This window comes from Rubellimicrobium mesophilum DSM 19309, assembly GCF_000600335.2.
Taxonomy (GTDB): Bacteria; Pseudomonadota; Alphaproteobacteria; order Rhodobacterales; family Rhodobacteraceae; genus Rubellimicrobium; species Rubellimicrobium mesophilum.
Map to the genome: position 1 here is coordinate 67,008 of NZ_KK088637.1, position 26,523 is coordinate 93,530.

Annotated in this window: 27 protein-coding genes, 2 pseudogenes and 1 riboswitch; of the genes and pseudogenes, 14 read left to right on the forward strand and 15 right to left on the reverse strand. The window is 72.1% G+C overall.

All coding sequences use genetic code 11. The annotated features are described in order from the left end of the window. The first annotated feature begins 32 nt into the window (after positions 1 to 32). Positions 33 to 764 carry an alpha/beta fold hydrolase gene (locus RUMESO_RS23000; RefSeq protein WP_051521632.1) on the forward strand — a complete coding sequence of 244 codons (732 nt, stop codon included), beginning with the start codon at positions 33 to 35 and terminating at the stop codon, positions 762 to 764. Positions 765 to 1,011: 247 nt separating this feature from the next. On the opposite strand, the gene RUMESO_RS23005 is transcribed toward RUMESO_RS23000, so the two are convergent. From RUMESO_RS23005 to RUMESO_RS23020, 3 genes are all read right to left on the reverse strand, one after another. Continuing rightward, a complete protein-coding gene (locus tag RUMESO_RS23005) occupies positions 1,012 to 2,019 on the reverse strand; it encodes an FUSC family protein (RefSeq protein WP_037284301.1) in 1,008 nt (335 codons plus the stop codon). A 148-nt stretch (positions 2,020 to 2,167) separates the two neighbouring features. Then, the gene (locus RUMESO_RS23010; RefSeq protein WP_037284303.1) at positions 2,168 to 2,749 is read right to left on the reverse strand and encodes a HupE/UreJ family protein; all 582 of its coding nucleotides are present in this window, start codon (positions 2,747 to 2,749) and stop codon (positions 2,168 to 2,170) included. A 1,059-nt stretch (positions 2,750 to 3,808) separates the two neighbouring features. Next, positions 3,809 to 4,420: a (d)CMP kinase gene (locus tag RUMESO_RS23020; protein ID WP_037284310.1), complete on the reverse strand. Its 612-nt coding sequence runs from the start codon at positions 4,418 to 4,420 to the stop codon at positions 3,809 to 3,811. Positions 4,421 to 4,487: 67 nt separating this feature from the next. On the opposite strand from RUMESO_RS23020, the gene RUMESO_RS23025 reads away from it, so the two are divergent. Continuing rightward, the gene (locus tag RUMESO_RS23025; RefSeq protein WP_211262984.1) at positions 4,488 to 4,925 is read left to right on the forward strand and encodes a bleomycin resistance protein; all 438 of its coding nucleotides are present in this window, start codon (positions 4,488 to 4,490) and stop codon (positions 4,923 to 4,925) included. Positions 4,926 to 4,932: 7 nt separating this feature from the next. Here the strand turns inward: RUMESO_RS23025 and RUMESO_RS23030 are convergent, their stop codons facing one another. The 10 genes and pseudogenes from RUMESO_RS23030 to irr form a co-directional block, all read right to left on the reverse strand. Continuing rightward, positions 4,933 to 5,190, reverse strand: coding sequence for a hypothetical protein (locus tag RUMESO_RS23030; protein WP_037284313.1), 258 nt, complete (start codon positions 5,188 to 5,190; stop codon positions 4,933 to 4,935). 7 nt (positions 5,191 to 5,197) lie between these two features. Then, complete coding sequence (aroA, locus tag RUMESO_RS23035; RefSeq protein WP_037284315.1) at positions 5,198 to 6,541, reverse strand: 3-phosphoshikimate 1-carboxyvinyltransferase; 1,344 nt, start codon at positions 6,539 to 6,541, stop codon at positions 5,198 to 5,200. A 39-nt stretch (positions 6,542 to 6,580) separates the two neighbouring features. Next, the gene (gene trmB / locus RUMESO_RS23040) at positions 6,581 to 7,264 is read right to left on the reverse strand and encodes a tRNA (guanine(46)-N(7))-methyltransferase TrmB (protein ID WP_037284318.1); all 684 of its coding nucleotides are present in this window, start codon (positions 7,262 to 7,264) and stop codon (positions 6,581 to 6,583) included. Positions 7,265 to 7,309: 45 nt separating this feature from the next. Beyond that, positions 7,310 to 8,494, reverse strand: a complete 1,185-nt coding sequence (gene metK / locus RUMESO_RS23045; RefSeq protein ID WP_037284321.1) for a methionine adenosyltransferase — start codon at positions 8,492 to 8,494, stop codon at positions 7,310 to 7,312. A gap of 6 nt (positions 8,495 to 8,500) precedes the next feature. Then, a riboswitch (SAM-SAH riboswitch) is annotated at positions 8,501 to 8,550 on the reverse strand. A 10-nt stretch (positions 8,551 to 8,560) separates the two neighbouring features. Beyond that, entirely contained in the window at positions 8,561 to 10,072 is a 1,512-nt protein-coding gene (gene lnt, locus RUMESO_RS23050; protein ID WP_082484620.1) for an apolipoprotein N-acyltransferase, read from the reverse strand. A 36-nt stretch (positions 10,073 to 10,108) separates the two neighbouring features. Further along, positions 10,109 to 10,966, reverse strand: coding sequence for a hemolysin family protein (locus RUMESO_RS23055; RefSeq protein ID WP_037284325.1), 858 nt, complete (start codon positions 10,964 to 10,966; stop codon positions 10,109 to 10,111). After that, complete coding sequence (ybeY, locus tag RUMESO_RS23060; RefSeq protein WP_037284327.1) at positions 10,959 to 11,501, reverse strand: rRNA maturation RNase YbeY; 543 nt, start codon at positions 11,499 to 11,501, stop codon at positions 10,959 to 10,961. Before ybeY ends, RUMESO_RS23055 begins: the two co-directional genes overlap by 8 nt. Positions 11,502 to 11,505: 4 nt before the next feature. Continuing rightward, positions 11,506 to 12,588 carry a PhoH family protein gene (locus RUMESO_RS23065; protein WP_082484622.1) on the reverse strand — a complete coding sequence of 361 codons (1,083 nt, stop codon included), beginning with the start codon at positions 12,586 to 12,588 and terminating at the stop codon, positions 11,506 to 11,508. Between the two features lie 228 nt (positions 12,589 to 12,816). After that, positions 12,817 to 14,107 (reverse strand): annotated as a pseudogene (miaB, locus tag RUMESO_RS23070) (tRNA (N6-isopentenyl adenosine(37)-C2)-methylthiotransferase MiaB). Between the two features lie 137 nt (positions 14,108 to 14,244). Continuing rightward, entirely contained in the window at positions 14,245 to 14,679 is a 435-nt protein-coding gene (irr, locus tag RUMESO_RS23075) for a Fur family transcriptional regulator Irr (RefSeq protein ID WP_051521633.1), read from the reverse strand. 144 nt (positions 14,680 to 14,823) lie between these two features. Between irr and fabA the strand changes: the two genes are divergently transcribed. The 7 genes from fabA to RUMESO_RS23110 all read left to right on the forward strand — a co-directional run bounded on the left by fabA (position 14,824) and on the right by RUMESO_RS23110 (position 20,006). Continuing rightward, positions 14,824 to 15,339: a bifunctional 3-hydroxydecanoyl-ACP dehydratase/trans-2-decenoyl-ACP isomerase gene (gene fabA, locus RUMESO_RS23080; protein ID WP_037284330.1), complete on the forward strand. Its 516-nt coding sequence runs from the start codon at positions 14,824 to 14,826 to the stop codon at positions 15,337 to 15,339. A 2-nt stretch (positions 15,340 to 15,341) separates the two neighbouring features. Next, positions 15,342 to 16,571, forward strand: a complete 1,230-nt coding sequence (gene fabB / locus RUMESO_RS23085) for a beta-ketoacyl-ACP synthase I (RefSeq protein ID WP_037284333.1) — start codon at positions 15,342 to 15,344, stop codon at positions 16,569 to 16,571. A gap of 13 nt (positions 16,572 to 16,584) precedes the next feature. After that, a complete protein-coding gene (locus RUMESO_RS23090; protein WP_037284336.1) occupies positions 16,585 to 17,367 on the forward strand; it encodes an enoyl-ACP reductase FabI in 783 nt (260 codons plus the stop codon). A gap of 7 nt (positions 17,368 to 17,374) precedes the next feature. After that, positions 17,375 to 17,920, forward strand: coding sequence for a DUF1697 domain-containing protein (locus RUMESO_RS23095; protein ID WP_037284339.1), 546 nt, complete (start codon positions 17,375 to 17,377; stop codon positions 17,918 to 17,920). A 243-nt stretch (positions 17,921 to 18,163) separates the two neighbouring features. Continuing rightward, positions 18,164 to 18,601, forward strand: a complete 438-nt coding sequence (locus tag RUMESO_RS23100; RefSeq protein ID WP_037284341.1) for a VOC family protein — start codon at positions 18,164 to 18,166, stop codon at positions 18,599 to 18,601. 2 nt (positions 18,602 to 18,603) lie between these two features. Next, positions 18,604 to 19,152, forward strand: a complete 549-nt coding sequence (locus tag RUMESO_RS23105; protein WP_037284345.1) for a DUF1697 domain-containing protein — start codon at positions 18,604 to 18,606, stop codon at positions 19,150 to 19,152. Beyond that, positions 19,152 to 20,006 (forward strand): alpha/beta fold hydrolase, encoded by an 855-nt coding sequence (locus tag RUMESO_RS23110; protein ID WP_037284348.1) that lies wholly within the window; start codon positions 19,152 to 19,154, stop codon positions 20,004 to 20,006. The genes RUMESO_RS23105 and RUMESO_RS23110 overlap by 1 nt, the downstream gene beginning before the upstream one ends. 101 nt (positions 20,007 to 20,107) lie before the next feature. On the opposite strand, the gene RUMESO_RS23115 is transcribed toward RUMESO_RS23110, so the two are convergent. Beyond that, complete coding sequence (locus tag RUMESO_RS23115; protein ID WP_037284506.1) at positions 20,108 to 20,422, reverse strand: hypothetical protein; 315 nt, start codon at positions 20,420 to 20,422, stop codon at positions 20,108 to 20,110. A gap of 344 nt (positions 20,423 to 20,766) precedes the next feature. Here RUMESO_RS23115 and RUMESO_RS23120 point away from each other — a divergent pair, with 344 nt between their 5' ends. The 5 genes and pseudogenes from RUMESO_RS23120 to RUMESO_RS23140 all read left to right on the forward strand — a co-directional run bounded on the left by RUMESO_RS23120 (position 20,767) and on the right by RUMESO_RS23140 (position 25,316). Next, positions 20,767 to 21,996: a tetracycline resistance MFS efflux pump gene (locus RUMESO_RS23120; protein WP_037284351.1), complete on the forward strand. Its 1,230-nt coding sequence runs from the start codon at positions 20,767 to 20,769 to the stop codon at positions 21,994 to 21,996. A 52-nt stretch (positions 21,997 to 22,048) separates the two neighbouring features. Continuing rightward, positions 22,049 to 23,277 (forward strand): annotated as a pseudogene (locus RUMESO_RS23125) (mandelate racemase/muconate lactonizing enzyme family protein). Beyond that, a complete protein-coding gene (locus tag RUMESO_RS23130) occupies positions 23,274 to 23,681 on the forward strand; it encodes a GFA family protein (protein WP_051521634.1) in 408 nt (135 codons plus the stop codon). The pseudogene RUMESO_RS23125 and the gene RUMESO_RS23130 overlap by 4 nt, the downstream one beginning before the upstream one ends. Before the next feature lie 49 nt (positions 23,682 to 23,730). Further along, the gene (locus RUMESO_RS23135) at positions 23,731 to 24,375 is read left to right on the forward strand and encodes a lysophospholipid acyltransferase family protein (protein ID WP_037284354.1); all 645 of its coding nucleotides are present in this window, start codon (positions 23,731 to 23,733) and stop codon (positions 24,373 to 24,375) included. Beyond that, positions 24,372 to 25,316: a phosphatidate cytidylyltransferase gene (locus RUMESO_RS23140; protein WP_037284357.1), complete on the forward strand. Its 945-nt coding sequence runs from the start codon at positions 24,372 to 24,374 to the stop codon at positions 25,314 to 25,316. Before RUMESO_RS23135 ends, RUMESO_RS23140 begins: the two co-directional genes overlap by 4 nt. On the opposite strand, the gene RUMESO_RS23145 is transcribed toward RUMESO_RS23140, so the two are convergent. Further along, the gene (locus tag RUMESO_RS23145; protein WP_037284360.1) at positions 25,310 to 26,056 is read right to left on the reverse strand and encodes an SDR family NAD(P)-dependent oxidoreductase; all 747 of its coding nucleotides are present in this window, start codon (positions 26,054 to 26,056) and stop codon (positions 25,310 to 25,312) included. The genes RUMESO_RS23140 and RUMESO_RS23145 overlap by 7 nt on opposite strands. Positions 26,057 to 26,523: the final 467 nt, after the last annotated feature.

The window sequence follows — 26,523 nt, forward strand, 5'->3', positions numbered from 1 at the left end:
CATCCCAGCCCCGCCCCCGCAAGAACCCGGCCATGACCCGTCTCCTCGCCCTCCTCGCCCTCCTCCCCGCCCCGGCCCTCGCCGACAGCTTCATCCTCGTCCCCGGCGCCTTCGGCGGCGCCTGGTCCTGGGACGCCGTGGTCCCCCTCCTCGAGGCGCAGGGCCACCACGTCACCGCCGTCGAGCTGAAGGGCGAAGGCACGCGCCTCGCCGAGAACGGCCCCGAGGTCTCCGTCCAGGACCACGTCGCCGACGTCGTCGCCGCCATCGAGGCCGCAGAGCCCCCCGTCATCCTCGTCGCCCATTCCTACGGCGGCCGCCCCGCCAGCGGCGCCTGGGACCGGGAGCGCGACAGGGTCGCCCATGTCGTCTTCGTCGAGGCCCCGGTCCCGCTGCGCGACACCGGCCTCCCCGCCGACACCCAGTCCCTCGCCTTCGTCGTCACCACCTACCCCGAGGCCGCCGATTCCGGGATGCTCCAGCCCCCGCCCGTCCGCGCCGGGACCTACGGCCACGACCTCACCCCCATGTCGCTCAAGGCGCTCTACGACCCCGTCCCCCTCTCCGCGCCGCTGCCCCCCACCCCCGGCACCTTCGTCTACGCCGCCTCCTCCGAGATCGCGGGCTTCCGCCGCCTGGGCGAGCTCCTCCGCGACCGGAAGGGCTGGGACCTGCGCGAGGTCCCCGGCGGCCACGACATCCCCCTCGACCAGCCCGAGGCCCTGGCGACGATCCTTCTCGACATCGCCGACCGCACCGACTGACGCGCCCTCCCGGGCCCACCCTCGGGCGGCCTCCCGCGCGGCCTGCGCCCACGGCCTGGGCATATCCCATGGGGGATGGCAGGCCGAGCCCCGCCCCACCGCGCGGCCTCGTCGCCCTGCCAGCTCCGCCTGCCAGCCGGGGCATTCCGTGCCCCGCACGGTGCTCCGGGCGCGCCCTGCCGGCCCGGCTTGCCAGCCGGGCGTTCGGCGCTGATCACCGTGCCCCGCACGGTGCTCCGGGCGCGCCTCACCCCTCCACCTCGATCAGCGCCTCCAGCGTCCGCCGCACCTCCCGCAGCCCGAAGGCCACCGCCGTCTGCGCGTCGTGCTCCGGCGCCACGGCCTCGCCCGCGTCCACCGCCGCCTTCAGCCGCGAGAGCAGCGAGTCGATCTCGCCGATCCCCGCCTCGGCCCGCCGTCCCTCCGCCATCCTGGTCAGCGCCTCGCAGGTCTCCCGCCGCAGCGCCTCCACCTCGCCCCGCATCCCCTCGCCCGCCGCCGGAGCCGCCTCGGCCCCCGCTGCCCGGTCCAGGATGATGACCGAATCGTGCAGCTCCCGCAGCGCCTCGATCCGCCGCCGCATCCCCTCCCGGTCCACGAACTTCGCCGAGGCCATCGCCTCCTGCGCGAGCCACACCGCCTCGCCCCAGGCGCTCACGTGCTCGGCCACCCGCGCCTCGCGCCCCTCCTCCACCGTCGCCTCCAGCGCGTCCGAGAGCCGCGTCGCCGTCGCCCGCAGAGCCCGCCGGAACTGCCGCTCGAAGCGCGCCTCCGCCCGGTCCGGCCAGACCAGCATCGCCACCACGACCCCGATCGCGCCCCCCGCCACGATCCCGACGCTGGTGGTCGTCGCCGTCTCCACCAGCGGCCCCTGGTCGCCGCCCAGCGCCATCCCCACCACCGGCACGACGCCCAGCGCCCAACTGGGCCGCAGCGCCGAGGCGCCCATGATGACGAGGAGCGACAGCCCCAGCGCCGCCGCCGTCCCCCAGCCCCCCGGCACGACCGCGAGGCACAGGAGCCCCAGCAGGCTCCCCGCCAGCGCCGACTGCAGCCGGATCGCGAGCTGCCCGAGCGTCCCGCCCACCGACCTCTCGATCCCGGTGACGGCCATCATGATGACGAGGAACGGGTCCACGAACCCCAGCCAGCGCGCCACCACGTAGGCCACCGCCCCCGCCACGCCCGCCTGCACGCCCAGCCGCGCCGCATCCCGCCAGGCGTCCCGATGGAGCCCTCCCAGCCACCCCAGCATCCCGGTCCCCCCGCTCCGCGCGACCCGGGGGGAACGCCCGGGGCCATGGAACGGTTCGGCCCCGGCCCCGCGGGTCGGGCCTCCACCCCATCATCCCCGGCCAAGGCCACGCGACGCCGCCACGGGGGCAGGACGCCCCCGCGCCCGCCTACCGCCCCATGGCGATCCAGACGCCGCCCAGCGCCGTGGCCCAGCCCATCCCTCGCACGAGGGCGCCGTGGCGCCGCATCCCCATCGAATAGCCCCAGGCGACGAACAGCCCCACCGCGTGCAGCACCGCCGTCGAGGCCACGAAGCCCAGCCCGAAGGCCAGCGCCCCGGCGGACCCCAGCTCGCCCCCATGCGCGTGCCCGTGCATCATCCCGAAGAGCCCCGCCAGCACCCCCGCTATGCCCAGCGGCACCCGCACCATCAGCCCCACCGCCAGCCCCAGCGCCAGCACCGAGCCCAGCACCATCGGCTCCACGAGCGGCAGCGCGACGCCCATGAGCGCCAGCCCGAACCCCCCGATCATGGACGCCACGAAGCAGCTCGGCAGCGCCCACCGCGCCCGCCCCCCCAGCACCGCGCCCCAGAGCCCGACGCCCACCATCGCCAGCACATGATCGAGCCCCAGCAGCGGATGCGACAGCCCCGCCATGAACGACCCATGCTCCGCCGGATCGAGATGCGCGAGCGCCGGCGTGGCGGCGAGGGCAAGCAGGAGCGCAAGGGGAAGGGTTCGGAACATCGGACGGCTCCAAGGACCGGGACCCCAGCCCCATACCCGCCCCTCGCGAGCCCGGCCAGCCCTAGGGTGAGCGCTCGCACGCACCATCTTGAAGGCCAGGGTCGCGCCCAACGCACCTCCAGGGGAACGGCAGGACCAGGACCCACGGAGGGCTGCGTCGGTCCGGAGACCTATTCGAACATCATCACGAGTTCGCTCGCCACGAAGCCGACGATGATGAGCAACAAGACGGCCTTCTTCACTTGAGTCCCTCTCACCTTGGCGCCACCGACATGGGGTCGGCCGGCCGGGAATGAAAGACCCGAAGCCGCGCTCGGTCCGCGCCGGCTCGGCCCGACCGCTGCGGCCCGGCTCGGATGGCCTCCCCGAAAGCCGGCGGACCCCTCCCCTTGACGTCCGAAGCGTCCCTGCTTCCCGCAAGCAGCAGGTCGATGCCCGCCGACGCCGGGGCGACGGGGGGCGGGAGGTCCCCCATTCGCAGCACCCTCGCGATTGGCGTCCCGGAACCCGGCTTTCCGACGTGACCACCCCGGCGCCGTCCAGCCTAGCGCGTCCACCCCCCGACGCAACACCCCTGCTCAGCGGATTCCCCTGCGGCCGGAACGGCTTAGGCCCTGGGTGTTGCGTCCCCCCACCCCCCACCGAACGCCCCGCTTACCATTCGTTAACCCCGCCCTGCGACTCTCTCCCCCAAGCCCCCCGAAGGGAGAGACCGCCATGCCCCAGATCGACCACCGCGCCGCCCGCCTCGCCTACCTGAGCGCCCTCCGCGCCCACGCCCACAAGCTCGCCCACGACCTGCCCGAGCTCGACTGGGCCCGCACCCGCGCCGAATCCCTCCTCGCGGTCACCATCGCCTCTCCCTCGCGCCTGGAGGCCGTGGCTGCCCACGCGCGCCAGCTCACCGACTGGTTCACGACGCAATACCTGGAGATGAACTGGAACTGGTCGCCGGCCCCGAAGCGAACCGAGCCCACGGCGCGACCTGCCCTTTCCTTAGCCACAAATATCCCGGGGGAGGTCCCCGCAGGGGACCGGGGGCAGAGCCCCCTAGCAATCTCAGCGCCCCAGCCGCTCCCGCACCACCGCCAGCGCCGCGCTCACGGCCTCCTCGATCCCCAGCCCCGAGGTGTCGATCACCACCGCGTCCCCGGCGGGCCTCAACGGCGCCACGTCGCGCCCGGCGTCCCGCGCGTCCCGCGCCCGCACCTCCGCCAGCGTCCCCTCCAGCGTCACCTCCTGCCCCGCCGCCACCAGCTCGCGATACCGTCGCCCCGCCCGCGCCTCGGCGCTCGCGGTGACGAACAGCTTCGCCTCCGCCTCCGGGCAGATCACCGTGCCGATGTCGCGCCCGTCCATCACCGCGCCCCCTTCGCGCCGGGCGAACGCTTTCTGCACGTCGAGGAGCGCCACCCGAACCGCCGGGATGGCCGCCACCCGGGACGCCTCCTGCGCCACTGCGGCCGTCCGCAGCCGCGCCCCGTCGAGGCCCCCTGGATCGAGACCCTGCGCCGCCTCCACCGGGTCCTGACCCTCCAGGCTCTTGGCCGCGACCGCGCGATACAGGAGCCCGGTGTCGAGATGCGCGAAGCCGAGCTCACGCGCCAGCGCCTTGGCGATGGTCCCCTTGCCCGAGGCCGCCGGCCCGTCGATGGCCACCGTGAAGATCATCCCGCTCCCCTTGCGCCGCCGGCCGTCCAAGCCGATCCTCCGGCACATCTAGAGGAGCCCCGCCCCGATGGGAACCGGACGACCGCCCGAACCCTGGGCCATGCTGATGACCGAGCTGATGGTCAGCGACTTCCCCCGCAGCCTCGCCTTCTGGACGGGCCCCCTGGGCTTCTCGGTGGCCTTCGAGCGCCCGGGCCAGGACTTCGCCTGCCTGAGCCGTCCCGAGGGCGCGCAGGTGATGATCTACCAGCGCGACGGCGACTGGGAGACGGGACCGATGGAGCCCCCCTACGGGCGCGGCGCCATCGTTCAGGTCTACGTCTCGGACGTGGAGCAGGTGCACCGGGCCGTGCTGGCCTCGGGGGTCACGCCCTATGTGGAGCTGCGCGAGAAGTGGCGCGACTGGGGCGACCGCCTCGGCGGCCAGCGCGAGTTCCTGGTGCAGGACCCCGACGGCTACCTCGTGATGGTCGCGCAGCGGCTGGGCGAGCGTCCCCTGCCCTGACCGCCCCTCAGGGCGTCCGCGAGGACCGCCCGAACTTGGCCATCAGCCGCGCCGCCGCCGCGATCGCGAGCACGCCCCCGACGATCGCCCGGCGCTTCAGCGACCCGGGCTTCGGCGGCTTCGCCTCCTCGCGCGCCCGCGCCGCCTCGACCTTGGCCCTCGCCTCGGCCCGGAGCGCCCGCGTCCGCCGCATCGCCACCGCCTCGGGCGTGTTGTCGAGCAGCTCCTCCATCGAGCGCCCCTCCGGCTTCGGCTCCTCGCTCATCGCGTCCTCACTCCCGGGACAGGCTGGCCCCGAGGCCGCCCATCAGCGTCTCGAACACCGGAAAGGAGGTCGCGATGGGCGAGCCGTCGTCCACGCCCATCCCCTTCCGCGCCGCCATCCCGAGGATCAGGCAGGACATCGCGATCCGGTGGTCGAGCCGCGTCTCGGCCACGACGCCCCCCTCCACGCCGTCCGCGCCACGTCCATGGACGATCCACCAGTCCGGCCCCTCCTCGACCTCCACGCCCGCGGCGCGGAGAGCCTTGGCCATGGCGTCGATCCGGTCGCTCTCCTTGACGCGCAGCTCCTTGACCCCGCGCATCACGGTCGGCCCCTCCGCGAAGGCCGCGACCACGGACAGGATCGGGTACTCGTCGATCATGCTGGCCGCCCGCTCCGGCGGCACCTCGACGCCCTTGAGGGCGCCGTTGAACCGAGCCCGCAGGTCCGCGACCGGCTCCCCGCCCTCCTCCCTCATGTTCTCGAACACGAGGTCCGCCCCCATCTCCCGCAGGGTCGCGAAGAGCCCCGCCCGCGTCGGGTTGAGCCCGATGTTCGGCACCAGCACCTCCGACCCGGGGACGATGATCCCCGCGCAGACCGGGAAGGCGGCGCTGCTAGGATCGCGTGGCACGACGATGGTCTGGGCCCTCAGCTCCGGCTCCCCGTCCAGGATGATGACGCGCCCCTCGGGCGCGTCCTCGACCTGCACATGGGCGCCGAAGCCCCTGAGCATCCGCTCCGTATGGTCCCGCGTGGCCTCCCGCTCCACCACGACGGTCTGCCCCGGCGCGTTGAGCCCGGCGAGCAGGATCGCCGACTTCACCTGAGCGGAGGGCACGGGCAGCTCGTAGCGCACCGGCACCGGGTCCTTGGCCCCGACGATGGTCATGGGCAGCCGCCCGCCCTTGCGCCCAAAGGCCTGCGTCCCGAAAAGGCCCAGCGGATCGGTCACCCGCCCCATCGGGCGGCTGCGCAGGCTCGCGTCCCCGGTGAAGGTCGCGGTGATGGGACTCGTGGCCATGCACCCCATGATGAGCCGCACGCCGGTCCCGGAGTTGCCGCAGTCGATCACGTCCTCCGGCTCGCGGAACCCGCCGACGCCGACGCCATGGATCACCCAGGCCGCCCCGTCCCGCTCGACCTGCGCCCCGAAGGCCCGCATCGCCTCGGCGGTGTCGAGCACGTCTTCGCCCTCGAGCAGCCCCGTCACCCGAGTCTCGCCCACGCTCAGTGCGCCGAGGATCAGCGAGCGGTGCGAGATCGACTTGTCGCCGGGGACGTTGGCCGTGCCGCTCAGCGGATGGCCCGACCGGGCGGTCATGGGGATGGGGGTGCCGTGGCCGGACATGGAAGCTCCTTGCGTGACGCGGGGCCTTCTAGCCCGCTGTCACCGGCGACGGAAGGTCATGTAATGCGGACGCCGCCCCTCCCGCAGGGCCTTCTGCTCGTAGCGGGTGGAGAGCCAGTCCGGCCAGGCCTCGTCCGTGGGTCCGCGCTCCAGCGCGAACCCGGCCGGCGGCACCTCCTCCAGGGTCTGCCGCACGTAATCCTCGATGTCCGTCGCGACCCGGAACTCCGCCCCTTTCGCCATGACACGGGCGAGCAGCCCCAGCGACTCCGGCGTCACGAAGCGCCGCCGATGGTGCCGCGCCTTGGGCCAGGGGTCGGGATAATTGAGGAACGCCTTCTCGACGCTCGCCTCCGGCAGCACCTCCAAGAGGTCCCGCGCATCGCCAGGATGCAGCCGGATGTTCTCCACCCCCGCCGCCTCCAGCTTCCCCAGGAACTGCGCGATCCCGTTCACGAAGGGCTCCGCGCCCAGGATCGTCACCTCCGGATGCAGCCCCGCCATGTGGACGAGATGCTCCCCGCCGCCGAAGCCGACCTCCAGCCACAGCGGCGCGGGCAGCCCCGCCAGCACCTCGCGCCCCGGGTTCTCCTCCCGCGTGACGCCCTGCAGGGTCAGGGTCGGGAGCAACCCTTCCAGCCGCTCCCTCTGGAGCGGCCGCAGGGTCTTGCCGCGCGTGCGGCCGTAGAAGTTGCGCCAGGGACGGTCGGGGGTGCCGGTCATGGGACCGGGCGGATAGGCCCGGCCCCTTCCGCCGTCAAGCCGGGCTCAGGCCGCCTGCGCCACCGTCCGGTGCAGCGCGTCGGCGAGGTCCGTCCTCTCCCAGGAGAAGCCGCCGTCCTGATCCGGCGTCCGGCCGAAGTGTCCGTAGGCCGAGGTCCGGGCATAGATCGGCCGATTGAGCGACAGGTGCTCGCGGATGCCGCGCGGCGTCAGGTCCATGACCTCCGGGATCGCCCGCTCGATGGCCGCCGCATCCACCGCGCCGGTCCCGTGCAGGTCGGCGTAGATCGACAGCGGCCGCGCCACGCCGATGGCATAGGAGAGCTGGATCGTGCAGCGGTCCGCCAGGCCGGCGGCAACGACGTTCTTGGCGAGGTAGCGCGCCGCATAGGCGGCCGAGCGGTCCACCTTGGTCGGGTCCTTGCCGCTGAACGCGCCTCCGCCGTGCGGCGCCGCGCCGCCATAGGTGTCCACGATGATCTTGCGCCCCGTGAGGCCCGCGTCCCCGTCGGGCCCCCCGATCACGAAGGCCCCCGTCGGGTTCACCCACCACAGGGTATCCTTGGTGATCCAGCCCTCGGGCAGGGTCTCGCGGATGTAGGGCTCCACGATGGCGCGGATGTCGGCGCTGCTCTGCGCCTCGCTCTCGTGCTGGGTGGAGAGCACGATGGAGGTCACCTCCACCGGCCTCCCGCCCGCGTAGCGCAGGGAGATCTGGGTCTTCGCGTCGGGCCGCAGCAGCGGCTCCCGGCCGGATTTCCGCGCCTCGGCGAGGCGGCGGAGGATCGCGTGGGAATACTGGATCGGCGCGGGCATCAGCTCGGGCGTCTCGCGCGTGGCGTAGCCGAACATGATGCCCTGGTCGCCCGCCCCCTCGTTCTGGCCGACGACGCCCTGGGCGATGTGCGCGGACTGCTGGTGGAGGAGGTTCTCGATCCGGCAGGTGTTCCAGTGGAACTTCTCCTGCTCGTAGCCGATGTCGCGGATCGCGTCGCGGGCGATGTCCTCCACCGAGGCGAGGAACGGCGCCATCTTGGACTGGTCGGTCAGCCCCACCTCGCCGCCGATGACCACGCGGTTCGTGGTGGCGAAGGTCTCGCAGGCCACCCGCGCGAGGGGGTCCTCGGCGAGGAAGGCGTCGAGGACCGAATCCGAGATGCGGTCGCACAGCTTGTCGGGGTGCCCCTCGGACACGGACTCCGAGGTGAACACATAGTCGAGGCGGGACATGGGGAGTGCTCCATTGGATTTCTGCCCGTCACGCCAGGAAGCCGTTGTGACGGGGATGCGACTTGCCTAAGGGCGGGGGGTCGCGGGGTCAAGTCCCCGTCGCAGGAAGGCGATGGCGAGCAGCAGCCCCAGCAACACCAGAACGGGTCCGTCGCCCCAGCGGCTATAGGGCGTGGGCGCCAGCGCCGGTGGCAGCGGCGCCTCGATGGCCCCCGCCTGGTTCAGCGGCAGGGAGCCCAGGATGCGCCCCTTGCCGTCGATCATGGCCGAGATGCCGGTGTTCGCGGCCCTGACCAGCGGCAGCCCCTGCTCGATGGCCCGCAGCCGTCCCAGCGTGAAATGCTGCTGCGGCCCGGCGTTCGCGCCGAACCAGGCGTCATTGGTCACGAGGAGGAGGAACCGAGGCCTCTCCGCGCCGATCTCCTCGGCGAAGATGCCTTCATAGCAGATGAGCGGCCGGGCCGTCCCGATGCCGGGAATGTCCACGAGCTTCCCGCCGGCGCCGCTCGTGAAGCCTTCCCCCTGGAAGTCCGCGAGCCCCTTCAGTCCCCAGCGCGACAGGAGGTCGTGGAAGGGGATGTATTCGCCGAACGGGACGAGGTGCACCTTGTCGTAGGTATCGAGAACCCGGCCCTGCCCGTCCGTGACGGCCAGGCTGTTGTAGTAGCGCCCCTCCTCGTCCTCGCGCACCACGCCGCTGGCGATGGGGACGCCGCCGGCCATGCGGCTCCCCGCCGCGAAGGTCGGACCGGCCCAGTCGAGGAGCTCGGTCAGCGCCGTCTCGGGCCAGACGACGAGGTCGGCCCGGGAGGGCGCGCGCGACAGGGTCAGGAGGCGCTCGAAGTGCTCGGGCTGGAGCTCGGGATCCCATTTCTCGGCCTGCGGCACGTTCGGCTGGACGATGCGGACGACGGGAGCGCCAGGGTCCGGCGCCGGCACGGGACCGGGATCCAGGAGCACCCATCCCGCCGCCAGCGCCACCGGCACCGCGCCGCGCAGGAGGAGGCCCGCGCCGGGGCTCGCCACGACCGCCGCCGCGCCGAGGGTCAGGAGCGTGAGGCCATGGACGCCGACAACGGCCACGAGCTGCGCGAGCGGCGTCTCGGACCAGACATGGCCGACCAGCGCCCAAGGAAAGCCGGTGAAGGCGAGGGAGCGGACGACCTCCACCCCGGCCCAGAGCGCCACCAGTCCGGCGAGGCCCAGCCGAAGCCGTCGCGCCAGCCCGAAGGCCGCGCCCCAAAACAGCGCGAACCCCGCCGCCATGAAGAACAGCGCGAAGGGTGCCATCCAGCCGGTCCGCTCGGGCTCCACGAGGAACGGCTCCACGATCCAGCGCAGCGTCAGCGCGAAGTAGCCGAGCCCCAGGGCCCAGCCCTCGCGGAAGCCTGCCCCGTGGCGGGCGAGGCCCATGACCACGATCAGGACGATGAAAGCCACCACCGGCCAGGCGAAGGGCACCTGCCCGAGGCCCATCAGCGCCCCCAGGACCGCGAAGGCGCCCAGACGCAGCGGCCAGGCCGCCGCGGCCAGCCGGCGCGGCCCGTGGAACAGGGCGTCTCCCAGGATCGTCGTCATGCCGGACCTGCTACCCGTTCCAGACGTCCGAGGCCCCTACCGCGCCCCGGCCGGCATCCGCACGCGCAGCCGCCGCACGCGGCGGGCGTCGGCGTCCAGCACCTCGAAGAGCGGCCCGTCCGGATGCGCCACCACCTCGCCGGGCTTGGGCACGTGACCGGCCAGCAGGAACACGAGGCCGCCCATGGTGTCCACTTCCTCGGCGTCGATCTCCTCGTGGGCCGTGAGGTCGAGGTCGATCTCCTCCTCGAACTCCTCGATGGGGGTGGCGCCGTCGACGATCCAGACCCCCTCGCCCTCGCGAGTGACCATCTGCGGAAGCGCCGTGTCGTGCTCGTCGTCGATCTCGCCCACCACGGTCTCGAGCAGGTCCTCGATCGTGCAGAGCCCATCCGTGCCGCCGTATTCATCGATGACAAGCGCCATGTGGATGCGCTCGGACTGCATCCGCTGGAGCAGCGCGGCGAGCGGCATGGACGGCGGCACGTAGAGCAGCGGCCGCAGCATCGCCCGCAGGTCGAAGGTCCCGCCCTGCCCGAAGCCGTGCTTCAGCGCCACGTCCTTGAGGTTCACCATGCCGAGCGGCTGGTCGAGCGTCCCCTCATAGACCGGAATGCGGGTGCGGCCCGATTCGCGGAACTCCTCCACGAGGTCCGGGAGGGTGATCGTCACCGGGACGGCCACGATCTCGGACTTGGGGATCGCCGCCTCCTCGACACGCATCCGCCGGAGGTTCCCCAGGCCGTGCTGCTGCGCCGGACGCGGGAGAGACTCGTGCTCCTCGGGGGGGCTCAGCGCCTCGATGATGCGGGAGAAGAAGCCGCGACTCTGGCCCTCGGCGGGGTCGTCGCCGCCCTCGTCCCGGCGGGGGGAGGGGTTGCTCGCATCAGCCATCGGTGGTCCTCGTCATGGCGGGGGCTTCTGCCAGATGGGCATAGGGGTCCGCAACCCCGAGCGCCGCCAGGATCTCGGTCTCGAGCCCCTCCATCAGCTCGGCGTCCGCGTCCCGCTCGTGGTCGAAGCCCAGGAGGTGGAGGGTCCCGTGCACCAGAAGGTGCAGCGCATGGTCCCGCAGCGGCCGCCCCGCCTCCTCCGCCTCCCGTGCGCAGGTGTCGTAGGCGATGGCCACGTCGCCCAGCTCCACCGGCATCGGTGGAGTGGGCCTGGGCAGGTGCGGCATCTCGCCCGCCCGCGCGGCGGCCCGCTCGTCCGAGGGCCAGGACAGGACGTTCGTGGGCTGCGGCTTGCCCCGGAAGTCCTCGTTGAGCTCGGCGATCCGCTTGTCGTTGCAGGCGAGCAGGCTGATCTCGTAGGCCTCGTGGTCGAGGCCCAGCCGTTCGAGGGCCGCGCGCGCGCCCCGCTCCGCCAGGGCCTCGAGATCGAGCGCGTCCCAGCGCGTGTCCTCTGTCAGGGTCTCCACCAGGGGCATGGCGTCAGGCCGGGTTCTCCATGGTCGCGCGGTCGCGCGCATCGGCGTCGTAAGCCTCGATGATCGCGGCCACCAGCGGGTGGCGCACCACGTCGCGCGAGGTGAAGCGGGTGAAGCTGATCTTCGGCACTCCGCCCAGCAGCCGCTCCGCCTCGATCAGGCCCGAGGTCACGCCGCGCGGCAGGTCGATCTGCGTGCGGTCTCCGGTGATGACCATGCGCGACCCCTCGCCGAGGCGCGTCAGGAACATCTTCATCTGCATGGAGGTGGCGTTCTGCGCCTCGTCCAGGACGATGAAGGCATGGGAGAGCGTCCGTCCCCGCATGAAGGCCAGCGGCGCGATCTCGATGACCTTCTCCTCGATCATCTTCTGCACCTGCTTGGCAGGGAGGAAGTCGTTCAGCGCGTCGTAGAGCGGCTGCATGTAGGGATCGACCTTCTCCTTCGCGTCGCCCGGAAGGAAGCCCAGCCGCTCGCCCGCCTCGACGGCGGGACGCGAGAGGATGATCTTGTCCACGTGGCCGCCGAGGAACATCGACACGCCCACGGCGACGGCGAGATAGGTCTTCCCCGTCCCCGCCGGGCCGATCCCGAACGCGAGCTCGTGCTCGAAGAGAGCGCGGACATAGGCCTTCTGCGCCTCGGTCCGGGGCTCCACGACCTTGCGGCGGGTGCGGACCTCGATCCGGCCGTTCGGGCCCTCGCCGAACAGCTCCTTCTGGTCGCCGTCCTGAGGGCCGGCCTCGCGCAGGGCGGGGCCCATGCGCAACTCCCGGTCGATGTCACCGCTCTCCAGCCCCTTGCCCGATTCGAGCCGCTGGTAGAGCGAGCGGAGCACCTCGGCGGCGCGGGCGCGCGAATCGGCCTCGCCCATCACGGCGAGCCGGTTGCCGCGGCGCAGGATCTGGACCGACAGACGGTCCTCGAGCGCGGCGAGGTTGCGGTCATGCTCCCCGCAGAGGTCGATCAGGAGGTAGTTGTCGGGAAACTCCAGGGTGGTCTCGCCCTGGGCGGGGGCGGCGGCGGACGCGTTCAGCGCGGTCACGGGCAGGGTGGTCACTCCTTTGCAGGCGCCTCGTGGCGCCATGGTGGCGCGGCGGGGCCCCTGGCGCAAGCCGTCCCGGGCGCCGCTGGGGCAGGAACGCGCAACGTGGCGGCAAGGTCCCGGCCGGAATCCGGTATTTGCGCCATTTTCAGCCATCGGGCCTACACGACGGCCAACAAGGTCGCGCGCCGGTCGGACTTGCAGATGGGGACCGCACCCCGCTTATGGAAGCCCGGATCGCGGCTTCGTCAGCCGGGCCCGCTCCGGCCGTCAGGCCAGCTCGCCCGCCAGGGAGTTCGTCAGCGCCGCCGTGACGCGCACGGGAACGATCCGCCCACGAAGCGAATCGGGTCCCGTGACGCTGACCGCCATCAGGTGCTCGGACTTGCCGCTCATCTGCCCCGGCATCCGCCCCGGCTTCTCGAAGAGCACCGGGACCACGCGGCCCACCATCGCCTCCTGCGCCTCCCGCTGCTGCCGGGCGATCACCGCCTGGAGGCGCAGGAGCCGCTCGTGGGCGACCTCCGGGTCCACGCCGGGCCGCTCGGCCGCAGGGGTCCCGGGCCGGGAGGAGTAGGCGAAGGAATAAGCGGCGGCGAAGCGGACCTCCTCCACGAGAGCCAGCGTCGCCGCGAAATCGTCGTCCGTCTCGCCCGGGAACCCCACGATGAAGTCCGACGACAGGGCGAGGTCCGGTCGCGCCGCGCGCAGCCGCCCGACGAGACGCAGGTAGTCCTCGGCCTTGTGCTTGCGGTTCATCGCCTTGAGCACCCGATCCGACCCAGACTGCACCGGCAGGTGCAGGAAGGGCATGAGCTTCGGCTCCTGGCAATGTGCCGCGATCAGGACCTCGTCCATGTCGCTCGGGTGCGAGGTCGTGTAGCGGATGCGCTCCAGCCCCTCGATCCCCGCCAGCTCCCCCACCAGCGCCGCGAGGCCCCCTTCGGCCCCGTGCCAGGCGTTGACGTTCTGGCCGAGCAGCGTGATCTCCCTCACCCCCTGCTCCACCAGCGCCCGCGCCTCGGCCACGATCCGCCCGGCAGGCCGGCTGACCTCGGCGCCGCGCGTGTAGGACGACGCAGAAGGCGCAGAACTTGTCGCAGCCTTCCTGCACGGTGAGGAAGGCCGTGGGCGCCTTGGTCCGGCGGGCGGGAAGATGGGCGAACTTGTCCTCGGGCGGGAACTCGGTCTCCACCACCTTCTCGCCACGGGCGACGCGCTCCATCAGCTTCGGCAGCGTGTGGTAGCTCTGCGGCCCCACCACGAGGTCCACCATCGGCGCCCGGGCGAGGATCTCCTCACCCTCCGCCTGCGCCACGCAGCCCGCGACGGCGATCTTGAGGTCCGGCCTCGCGGCGCGAAGGGGCTTCAGCCGCCCGATGTCGGAATAGACCTTCTCGGCCGCCTTCTCCCGGATGTGGCAGGTGTTGAGGAGCACCATGTCGGCCTCCTCCGCCTTGTCCGTCGCCTCGTAGCCCTGCCCGGCCAGGAGCTCCGCCATGCGCTCGCCGTCGTGGACGTTCATCTGGCAGCCGTAGGTCTTGACGAAGAGCTTGGGCATGGGGCGGGCCTCCCGTTGGGGATGCGCGGGGATAGACGCAGGGGGCCGGGGTTGCAAGGACGCGGCCTCGGCGCGCAAGGGCCCGCCACGCCGGACGTCCGCTCAGACGCGGGCGCGCGACCTCCCGGCCGACGGCGTCAGACCCGCCGCAGCCGGATCACCACGTCCACGGACGCGATCTCGGCGCCCTCCGGGGCCTCGGGGAGCCGGCTGATCTCCAGCTCGGCCGCCGGAGCGTCGGTGAGGCGGCAATCCTCTTCCCAGTAGAAGTGGGGATGGTCGTCGATGCAGGTGTCGAAGTAGCTCTTGGAGCCGTCCACCGTGATCTCGCGCATCAGGCCCGCATCGCAGAAGGCGCGCAACGTGTTGTAGACGGTGGCGAGCGACACGGGCTCCCCGGCGCGGACGGCGGCGTGGTGAAGGCTCTCGGCGGTCACGTGCCGGTCACGGCCGTCGCCCACGAGGAGATGCGCCAGAGCCGCCCGCTGCCGTGTCGGCCGCAGGCCCCCTCGCGCAAGCCAGGCGAGGCCCCGCCCCTCGGTCGTCCCTTCGATCGTCGTGCCGTCGTGCATGAACGCCGCACACCCTTTATGCCAAGCCCCTCAAGCATATGTCGTTCGCAGGGGCCGATTCAACCGGGAGCCCGCCCTTGTGCCGCCCGCTCGCCGGGTGATAAGGCAAAGCCCGGGGCGCAACAACCGGATGGACCACCAGGCATGGCCGACTTCCCGCGGCAGTTCGACAGGGAGGCCCTTCTCGCCTGCGCTCGGGGCGAGCTCTTCGGGCCTGGAAACGCCCAGCTCCCTGCTCCTCCGATGCTGATGATGGATCGCATCACCGAGGTCTCCGCCGATGGCGGCGCCTCGGGCAAGGGCCACATCGTGGGCGAGCTCAACATCACCCCCGACCTCTGGTTCTTCCCCTGCCACTTCCCGGGCAACCCGGTGATGCCGGGCTGCCTGATGCTCGACGGGCTCTGGCAGCTCACCGGCTTCAACCTGGGCTGGCGCGGCTGGCAGGGCCAGGGCTTCGCCCTCGGCGTGGGCGAGGTGAAGCTGACGGGGATGATCCGCCCCGACCGCAAGCTCGTCCGCTACGTCGTGGACTTCACCAAGGTCATCGACCGCCGCCTCAAGATGGGCGTGGCCGACGGGCGCGTGGAGGCGGACGGCGAGGTCGTGGCCGAGGTCAAGGACATGCGCGTGGGCCTCGCCGTCGCGCAGGGAGGATGACCATGAGACGCGTCGTCGTCACCGGCATCGGGATCGTCTCGCCCATCGGCAACAACGTGACCGAGGTGCTGGACTCGCTCAAGGCCGGCCGCTCCGGCATCGAGCGGTCCGAGGAGATGGCCGAGCGGGGCTTCCGCTCACAGGTCGCGGGAACCATCAAGCTCGACCCCGCCGAGCACGTCGAGAAGCGCAAGCTCCGCTTCATGGGGCCCGGCGCCGCCTATGCCTACATCGCCATGGAGCAGGCCATCGCCGACGCCGGCCTCTCGGAGGCGGAGGTCAGCCACGAGCGCACGGGCCTCATCGCCGGCTCGGGGGGGCCCTCCACGTCCAACCTCTTCAAGGCGGCGCAAACGGTGGTGGACACCGGCAGCCCCAAGAAGATCGGGCCGCTCATGGTGCCGCGCGGGATGTCCTCGACGGTCAGCGCCAACCTCGCGACCGCCTTCAAGGTCAAGGGCATCAACTACTCCATCACCTCGGCCTGCTCGACCTCTCTCCACTGCATCGGCTCGGCGGCCGAGCAGATCATGATGAACAAGCAGGACATCATGTTCGCCGGCGGCGGGGAGGAGCTGGACTGGACGCTCTCCGCGCTCTTCGATGCCATGGGCGCCATGTCCTCGCACTTCAACGACCAGCCGACCAAGGCCTCCCGTCCCTTCGACCGCGACCGCGACGGCTTCGTGATCGCCGGCGGCGGCGCCATCGTGGTGCTGGAGGAGCGCGAGAGAGCCCTGGCCCGCGGTGCGAGGATCTACGCCGAGGTCACGGGCTTCGCCGCGACCTCCGACGGCGCCGACATGGTCGCCCCCTCGGGCGAGGGCGGCGAGCGGGCGATGAAGCTCGCCCTCGCCACCCTGCCCCCAAGGCGCAGGGTCAGCTACATCAACGCCCACGGCACCTCGACTCCGGTGGGCGACGTGACCGAGGTGGAGGCCTGCCGCCGCGTCTTCGGCGAGGGCTCCGTCCCGCCCATCTCCTCCACCAAGTCGATGACCGGCCACAGCCAGGGCGCGACCGGCGCGCACGAGGCGGTCTACTGCCTCCTGATGCTGCAGCACGATTTCATCGCCCCCTCGATCAACGTGGAGAACCTCGACCCCGCCATCCGCGAGGGCGAGATCGCCACGCGGCTCGTGGAAAGCGCGGGCCTCGACACGGTGATGACCAACTCCTTCGGATTCGGCGGCACGAACGGCTCGATGCTGCTCAGCAGACATTCGGATTGATCGGATTTCCTTCATGAACCTTCAGGGCAAGCGCGCGCTGGTGATGGGCGTCGCGAACGACCACTCGATCGCCTGGGGCATCGCCAAGGCGCTGCACGGCGCCGGGGCGGAGCTCGCCTTCACCTACCAGGGCGACGCCTTCGGCAAGCGGGTGGCGCCCCTGGCCTCCTCGCTGGGCTCGGATTTCCTGGTGGACGCGGACGTGACCGACGACGCCTCGCTGGACCGCGCCTTCGGGCAGGTCGCCGACCGCTGGGGGCGGCTCGACATCCTGATCCACGCCATCGCCTACTCGGACAAGAACGAGCTTTCGGGCCGGTTCATCAACACGACGCGGGAGAACTTCAAGACCTCGATGGTGGTGTCCTGCTACTCGCTCATCGACGTGGCGCGTCGCGCGCGCCCGCTGATGGCCGAGGGGGGCAGCATCATCACCCTGACCTACCAGGGCTCCACCCGGGTGACGCCGCACTACAACGTCATGGGCGTGGCCAAGGCGGCGCTGGAATCGGCCGTGCGCTACCTCGCCAACGATCTCGGGCCCGAGGGCATCCGCGTCAACGCGATCTCCCCCGGCCCGATGAAGACGCTGGCCGGGGCGGCCATCGGTGGCGCCCGCGCCACCTTCCGCCACACCGAGGCCAACGCGCCGCTCCGCGCCAACGCGACGCTCGACGCCATCGGCGGGACCGCCGTCTGGCTCTGCTCGGACGCGGGACGCTGCACGACCGGCGAATGCGTCCGCGTGGACGGCGGCTTCCACGTCCTCGGGATGCCGCAGGCCGAGAACCTCTGAGAGGGGCATGACCGCCTACGTCCTCCTGTTCCGGGGCGTGGGTGGGGCGACGCAACTGCCCACCGGCCCGCTGCGCGCCGCCCTCTCCGAGGCGGGCTTCGCCCGGGTCGCGACCTATATCAACAGCGGCAACGCCATCCTGACGAGCGATCGGCCCATCGAGGAGGTTTCGGCCCGGGTCGCCGCGATCTGCGAGGCTCGGTTCGGCTTCCGCAAGGACATCCACGTCCGCACGCGGGAGGACTGGGTCGACCTCGTCGCCCGCAACCCCTTCCCCGAGGCCACGGCCGCGCCGACCACCCTCCACGCCGCGGTCCTCGCCGGCGATCCTGCGCCCGAGCGGGTCGCGAGGCTCCAGGCCCTGGACCAGGGCTGGGATCGCATCGCCGTCGTCGGTCGCGTGGCCTATCTTCACACGCCGAGCGGCTTCGGCGCCTCGCTCCTCGCCACGCGCTTCGACAAGGGGATCGGCGTCCCCAACACCGCAAGGAACTGGAACACGGTGCGGCGACTGCTGGAGCTCCTCGACGTGGCGGCCGGCCTGCGGGCCTAGAGGCCCATCCGGCCGGCCCGCTCGGCAGAATTTCGCGTCATGGAGGTTTGCGAAACGATTCCTTAACCAATCTGCGCTAGAACGAGGAGGCGGAACGGGCGAGGACGCCCATGGCCGCGCAGGGGCCGATCATCCGCCCCGACATCCCGGAGGGGCCCCCAGCGGCGGGGGCCCGGATCGCCTCCGCCGATTGCCGCCCCCGCACTACCCGACAGGGTCGCGGGGCCGCCCAGAGGAGCCCAGATGCAGCACGTCTTCGTCAACCTACCCGTCGCCGACCTGTCACGCGCCCGCGCCTTCTACGCCGCTCTGGGCCTCGCCTTCGACGAACGCTTCTCGGACGATGCCGCCGCCTGCGTGGTGGTTTCCGAATCCATCTTCCTCATGCTCCTGACGCGGGACAAGTTCGCGACCTTCTCGCCCCGACCCGTGGGCGATCCCTCCCGCGACTGCTCGACCCTCGTGGCGTTGTCCCGCGACTCGCGCGAGGCGGTGGACGCCTTCATGTCGGCGGGCCTCGGCGCCGGGGGCATCGACAACGCCAGGGTCCAGGACCATGGCTTCATGTATGGCCGCTCCATCTCCGACCCCGACGGCAACGTCCTGGAGGTGATGTGGATGGACGTCTCCGCCTACGAGCGGTCGCTCGGCGACGAGATCAACTCCGCGGTGGATGCCTGAGCATGGGGTCCTGGGTCCTTCTCCTTCGGGGCGTCGGCGGTCGCACGCAGATCAACCCCCGCCTCCTCCGCGCCGTCCTGGGCGCCGAGGGTTTCGGCCGCGTCGCCGTCTTCGGGCAGAGCGGCAACGCCGTCGTCACGAGCCCCCTCCCGCGCGAGGAGGTCGCCTGGCTCGCCATCGAATCCTGCGCCCGCGAGATGGGCTTCCGAAAGGACATCCACGTCATCCCCGGCGCCGACTGGGCCGAGCTCGTGACCCGGAACCCATTCCCGGAGGCTGTCGAGAACCCCACGACGCTCCACGCCGCCTTCCTGGGCGCCGATCCGGACCCAGCCCGCGTCGCCGCCCTGAACCGTCTCGGCGACGGCAGCGACGCCCTCGTGGTGCTGGGTCGCATGGCCTATCTCCACGCGCCCAAGGGCTTCGCCCGGTCGCGCATCGCCACCCGCTTCGACCGCGGCATCGGCGTGCCCACCACGGCGCGGAGCTGGACCGCCGTGCAGCGCCTCCATTCCCTGGTCGAGGTCGCCGACCTCGCGGAGGCCGCCTGATGCCCCATTTCACCACCGGCGACGGCGCGCAACTCCACTTCACCGACGAGGGCGAGGGCCTTCCGGTCCTGGCGCTCGCAGGCCTCACCCGTAACGGCGGCGACTTCGACCATGTCGCTCCGCTCCTCCCGGGCGTGCGGCTGATCCGCCTCGACGCCCGGGGGCGCGGCCGCTCCGACTTCACCGGGCCCGAGACCTACAACGTCTGGCAGGAGGCCAAGGACGCCACGGCCCTGCTCGACCACCTGGGAATCGGGCGAGCCGCGCTTCTCGGGACCTCGCGCGGGGGGCTCGTGGGGATGGTGCTCGCCGCGACGGCCAAGGACCGGCTGCTCGGCGTCGCCCTCAACGACGTGGGCCCGGTCATCGAGGCCAGGGGCCTCGTAGTCATCGCCGGCTACCTGGGCCGCCGCCCCGCCCAGAGGACCTGGGACGAAGCCGCGAGGGCCCGCGCCGCCCTCTGGTCCCACTTCCGGGACGTCCCGCACGAGCGCTGGCTCCACGAGGTGCGCAACCACTACGAGGAGACGCCCGAGGGTCTCCAGCTCCGCTACGACCCCCGCCTGCGCGAGGCCTTCCTGCCACCCGAAGGCGGTGAGTTCCCGGCCCTCTGGCCCTTCTTCGAGGCGCTCGACAGGCTTCCCGTTGCGGTGATCCGGGGCGAGACCTCCGACATCCTCTCGCCCGAGACCCTGGCCGAGATGCGCCGCCGCCGCCCCGACATGATCGTCGCCGAAGTTCCGGGCCGTGGCCACGTCCCCTTCCTGGACGAGCCCCAATCCCTTGCGGCGCTCCACGCCTGGCTCGACCTATGCCGTGAGGCTCGAGGCGCGTCGCCTGCTCCGGTGGACTGAACGGCAGGGGCCGCCGTGCCAGCGGCCCCTTGGTCGCGCGATGTACGCCCAGTTGCGCGGGGCCGGGGTCATATCGCCAGGTTGCCCTCGATCCGCTTCACCTACAGGCGCGCCATGCCCAGGTTCGCGGCCTTCTTGTCGAGGGCCACATAGAGGAACATGGCCGGGTTCGCCTCGAGCGGCCGGATCAGGTGCAGTTGCTTTCCCAGGGTGATGAGGACGTCCTGGATCGCGTCGTCGAGCCCGAGCGTCTCGATCGCCTGGAGCTTGGCCTTGACCACCTGGGTGTTGAGGGCCGACGCGGCCTCGAGGTCGAGCCGCCAGCCTCCGCCTTCCGAGGCGAGCATCAGGCCGGACTCGCTGTCCACGAGGCAGGCGCCGTTGATGCCAGCGGCATCCGAGATGTCAGTACGCATGGGAAGATCCTTCCTGGCTGCTCTGTCAACACCGCGGGGTTGGTATTGTTGTCCCCGCAGGAACAGCCTCGACCCGCGAACGGGCCGAACTTGGGCCACATCGCACCGTCATCGCGGCGCAGCGAGCCGTGGGGACCCTGGATCCGCCTCGGATCGGTCCTACGGAGGCCGCACACCAATGGCAGGCGCTCGCGGCATCCATTGTTCTGGCGAGGACGCCCGCCAGGCATCCGCCGGAGCGACTGGCCCTCCGTGGGGGCGGGGCGCACGGGACAGCCGATTCCCGACCCGGCGATGCCGCCCCCGGGCTGGCCCCGGACAGGGGCACAGGCTAGCTCCGGGGGATGCGCTCGCCCCTCCCCTTCCTGCTCGCCACCTTGTTCCTCGACGCCGTCGGGATCGGCCTCGTGGCGCCCGTGATGCCGGACCTCATCGCCGGGGTCGAAGGCGGCGACATCGGCGACGTGGCCCTTTGGGGCGGCCTGCTGACCACGGCCTATGCCCTGATGCAGTTCCTCGGCGCCCCGGCCCTGGGCGCCCTGTCGGACCGCGTCGGACGGCGGCCCGTGCTTCTGGGCTCGCTCGCGGTGATGGCAGCGGACTACGCGGGCAGCGCGCTCGCGGGCTCCATCTGGACCCTGCTCGGGCTCCGGCTCCTCGCGGGGGCTTCGGCGGCGACGATCGCGACCTGCAACGCGGCCTTGGCCGACGTGACCCCGCCCGAGGGACGGGCGCGTGCCTTCGGCCTCCTCTCGGCCGCCTTCCTCCTGGGTTTCGTCCTCGGCCCGGTGGTCAGCGGCGTGCTGGGCGAGATCGGCCCTCGCGCGCCGTTCTGGGCCGCCGCGGCCCTCGCCGCGCTCAACATGGCCTTTGGCGCGCTGACCCTGCCCGAGACGGTGCCGCCCGGCCGTCGCCGCCCGCTCTCGCTCGCGCGGGCCAACCCGTTCGGGGCGGCGCGGGCCGTGGCGCGGCTCGGCGGGGCCGCCCGGCTCCTTCTCGTGATCCTGCTCCACGACCTGGGCATCGTCGCCTATGTCGCGGTCTGGGCCTACTGGGGCAAGGCGGCCTTCGGCTGGTCGCCGCTGCTGATCGGCGTCTCGCTGGCGGCCTACGGGCTCGGCGGAGCCGTCGTGCAGGGTTGGCTCATGCCGTTCTATCTGCGCTGGTTCGGCGAGCGGGGCACGATCCTCTGGGGCCTCGTCGCCGACGCGGCGTTCCTGCTGGCCTTCGCCCTTCTCCCGCCCACCCCGCTGGGCGGGCTCATCGCGATCCTCCTCTGCCCCTTCTCGGCCCTGCCCGAGGCGACGCTGCCGGCGATCCAGGGGCGGCTCTCGCGCCTCGCGCCCGCGGATGCCCAAGGCGAGGCCCTGGGAGTCGCGGCGGCCGCGCGCTCGCTGGCCGCCGTGCTGGGTCCCCTCGCGATGACGACGGCATTCGCCTGGGGGGCCGAACAGGCGCCGCCCTTCTTCGGGGTGGCCTATCTCGTCGGTGCGGCGCTGATGCTGGGGGCGGTCGTCGCCTTCCTGGGCGACAGGACGCCGGACCCCGCTCCGGCTCCGGCATCCGCGACCTGACCTGTCGCCCCTGGACCATCGGACGGGCCACGCAGCGGGCAGAGTGCGACCCATGAAGCTCCGCGACCTCGACGTCATCGTCACCGCGCCTCCGGCCCCCGCTGGGGCGGGCGCTACTGGATCCTCGTCAAGCTTACCTCGGACACCGGGATCGTGGGCTGGGGCGAGGTCTACGCCGCCGCCGTGGGCCCCGACGCGATGGCCGCCGTGATCCGCGACGTCTTCGCCCGCCACATGGAGGGCGAGAACCCCGAGGACGTGGAGCTGATGTTCCGCCGCGCCTACAGCTCGGGCTTTACCCAGCGCCCCGACCCGACGGTGATGGGCGCCTTCTCGGGCCTGGAGATCGCCTGCTGGGACATGGTCGGCAAGGACCGCGACCGCCCGGTCCATGCGCTGATCGGCGGGCTCGTGAACCGCCGCATCCGCGCCTACACCTATCTCTACCCCACTCGCCCGCATCACGGCCTGCCGCAGTTCTGGGCCGACCCGGACCAGGCCGCCGAGGCCGCCCTCGACACCGTGGCGCGCGGCTACACGGCGGTGAAGTTCGACCCCGCCGGCCCCTACACCATCCGTTCGGGCCATATGCCCTCGATGTGCGACATCGGGAAGTCCGTCGCCTTCTGCCGTGCGATCCGGGAGGCCGTGGGCGACCGCGCCGACCTCCTCTTCGGCACCCACGGCCAGTTCTCGACCGGGGGCGCGCTCCGCATGGGCGCCGCCATCGAGCCCTTCTCGCCGCTCTGGTACGAGGAGCCCGTGCCGCCCGACGACATGGGCAGCCTCGCCCAGGTCGCCCGCGCGCTCAGGATCCCCCTCGCCACCGGCGAGCGCCTGACGACCAAGCGCGAGTTCGCCATGGCCCTCGCCGCAGGGGCCACGATCCTGCAGCCCGCCCTTGGCCGCGCTGGAGGCATCTGGGAGGGGCGCAAGATCGCCACCCTCGCCGAGGCCGCCAACGCCCAGGTCGCCCCGCATCTCTACGCTGGCCCTGTCGAGTGGGCCGCCAACCTCCATCTCTGCGCGGCGATCCCGAACTGCCTCATGGCCGAGACCATCGAGACCCCGTTCCACGACGCCCTCATCAAGGGCGCCATCCGAGTCGAGGAGGGCTTCGTCCGCCCGCCCGAGGGCCCCGGCCTCGGCATCGAGGTGGACGAGGACCTCGCCCGCGCCCACCCCTTCACCGGCGACGGACTGCACCTCCAGATGCAGGAGGCCGAGGTGGACTACCGGGGCGAGGCGATCTTCGAGGGCGGAGCGCCGAGGGAACCATGACGGACGAGGTGATCGAGGGCCGCTGCGATTGTGGCGGGGTCCGCTGGACCTTCCGGGGCGACCCGGGGACGCTGACCGCCTGCAACTGCGGCTATTGCCGCCGGGTGGGCGCGCTCTGGGCCTATGGCAGCGTCCTGAACATCACGGTCGAGGGGGAGACCGTCGCCTACCTGCGCGCCGACCGTGACATCGAGTTCCACCACTGCCCGACCTGCGGGGCGGTCACGCACTGGCACTCCGTCGTCCCGCAGGGGTCCGAGGGCCACGGCCGCCGTGCCGCCAACATGCGGCTCGCCGACCCGCGCCTCGTCCTGGGCCGACCCATCGAGCGTCTCGACGGCGCGGACACCTGGCGCTCCCTGGATCCCGGCGAGCAGGCCGAGACACCGTTCCTGCCCATATGACCGGCGATCCCGCTTGCCCGAGCGAGGCGCGCCGCGCCATGTTCGGACCATGCCCGGGAATCCCCTCCGCCGACTCGCCGCCCGCGTCGCGGGGCATGGGATCGTGCTGGCCTGCAAGGCCGTGACCGCCGTTCGCGCCGACTGGCGCGGCGTCCCGCCCGAGCCCCGGCAGCGCGTCTACTTCGCCAATCACACGTCCAACGCCGACATGCCGATGATCTGGTCGGTCCTGCCGCCCGAGCTGCGCGACCGGACCCGCCCCGTCGCCGCCGCCGACTACTGGCTCGAGAGCCGGGCCCGCGCCTTCTTCGGCGCCGAGGTCTTTCGCGGCGTCCTGATCGACCGCCGCCCGGAGGCGCGCATCGACAACCCCATGGAGGCGATCCTCAGGGCCCTCGACGAGGGCTCCTCCCTCATCATCTTCCCGGAGGGCAGGCGCAACGCCGGACCCGACCCTCTCCTCCCCTTCAAGTCGGGCCTCTACAACATCGGCGTGGCGCGCCCCGCGGTGGAGCTGGTCCCGACCTGGATCGCCAACCTGAACGCTATCATGCCCAAGGGCGAGGTCGTTCCCCTGCCCCTCATCGCCACCGTCACCTTCGGCGCGCCCCTCCGCGTGGCCGAAGGGGAGGACAAGGACGCCTTCCTCGACCGCGCCGCGCAGGCCCTCCTCGACCTGCGGGAGGCGGCATGAGCTCCGACTTCGCGGCCCTCGCCCTCGCCGTGGCGGGCCTGCTCCTCGTGCTGACGCTCATCGCCCAGGCCTTGCGGGCCCGCGTTCCTCCTGGCAGGCGCGTCCCCGGGGTCGAGGCCTTCGCCGCCCGGGTGCGCGGCTGGTGGGCAATGGCCGTGCTCCTCGCGCTCGCGCTTCTGCTGGGGCGCGCGGGCGTCGTCCTCCTCTTCGCCTTCGCGAGCTTCGCCGCGCTGCGCGAGGTCGCCACCTACACCGCCAAGGCCCGCGAGGACCACGCGACGCTGGCCCTCGCCTTCTTCGCGGTCCTGCCTCTCCAGTTCCTCTTCGTGGGCATGGGCTGGCCGGGGCTCTTCACCATCTTCATCCCCGTCTACGTCTTTCTGGGCCTCTCGGTCCTCTCGGCCCTGCGTGGCAGCCCGGCCCGCTTCCTCGCCCGCGTGGCCGAGACGCAATGGGCGCTCGTGACCTGCGTCTACGGCGCGAGCCACGTCCCCGCGCTGATGACCCTGAGCCTTCCCGGATCGAACGAGGGCGCGCTGCTCATCGCCTTCCTGATCCTCGCCGTTCAGGGCGGAGAGGTGGCCGATGGCCTGGCGGGCCGTCGCTGGCGGAGCCGCCCCATCGCCCCTGCCCTCTCCCCGCGCAACTGGCACGGCGCGGCCGGGGGTGTCTCCGCCGCCGCCGTGATCGGCGCGCTCCTCTCCTGGCTGACGCCCTTCGGTGTCCTGGGCTCCGCCCTGATGGCGGCCGTCGCGGCGGCGGCGGGCCTCGCGGGGACCCTCGTCCTGGCCGCCATCAAGCGCGAGCGCGGGGTCCGGGACTGGAGCCACCTGATCCCCGGCCAGGGCGGCATCCTCGACCAGTTGGGCGGCGTCTTCTTCGCCGCGCCGCTCTTCTATCATCTCACGCACTTCGGTTGGGCGGTCGGAGGGCCTCAATAGGTGGCCCGGCCCCCCGAGAGGTCGAAGACCGCGCCGGTCGTGAAGCTGTTCTCGGGCGAGCAGAGCCAGGCGATCATGCTCGCGGCCTCCTCGACCTCCAGGAAGCGTCCTCTCGGGATGCGGCTCAGCATGTAGTCGATGAACTCGGGCTTGAGTTGCTCCAGGATGCGCGTCCTGGCGGTGGCCGGCGTCACGCAGTTGACCGCGATGTTCTGGCCCGCGTGCTCCTTGCCCAGCGACTTCGTCAACGCGATGACGCCCCCCTTCGAGGCCGAGTAGGCGCCCGCGTTGGGGTTGCCTTCCTTGCCCGCGATCGAGGCGATGGTGACGATCCGCCCATAGCCCGCATCCATCATCTGCGGGAGCACGGCCCGGCAGCAGTTGTAGGTTCCGGTGAGGTTTATCTCGATGACCCGCCGCCATTCGGCCGGGTCGTAATCCACGACCTTGCCGTTGCTCCCCGCGATGCCCGCCGAGGTCACGAGGGCCGCGACGGGACCCATCTCCGACGCGGTGCGCGCCGCCAGGGCCGCGACGGCCTCCGTATCCGCCACGTCCACCCCATAGGCCCGGTGACCCTCGCCCAGTGAGGCCGCGCTCTCGCGCGCGAGCCCCTCGTCACGGTCCCACAGGGCAAGCCGGGCGCCCGAAGCCGCAAGCCTCCGAGCCACCGCGAGACCGATCCCCTGCGCCCCCCCGGTGACCACGGCCACTTGGTCGGACAGGTCGTACTGGTTCATCGCAGAGTCTCCATTCGCAGGACAGGGTCTCCTCTTCCTCGCCCGTCCGGCGCCGCGAATGCAATTCCAAAACACCGGAACGGAAGGGCTCCGGCGACCGCATCGCCACGGCGGGCGTGTCGCCCGGCTTTCGGCACGGCAGCACCGCCGCCCGACCCCGGACCGCCGCCTTGCCAACCATCACGACAGGGACCCGCGTGGGGGGCGGGACGACAGGCCCCGTTCAACCCGCGGCTGCCCAAGGAGAAGGCACTCGGCCCAGGGCGGCATCATAGGTCAGCTTCGCTTCTGCATTTGCTGCATAGCAGCATTGCGCAACGATCCATTGTGCAGTCGCAGCAAAAGAGCGATCTTAGCGCTAACGGCGCGGCCATCCTCCTCCCGGCCCCGTCGAACCTTCATCGGAACGGCCACCCTCTCCTCCTCCCTGGGTTGGCCCCTACCGGACGGCGGCGCCCTCTCTCCTC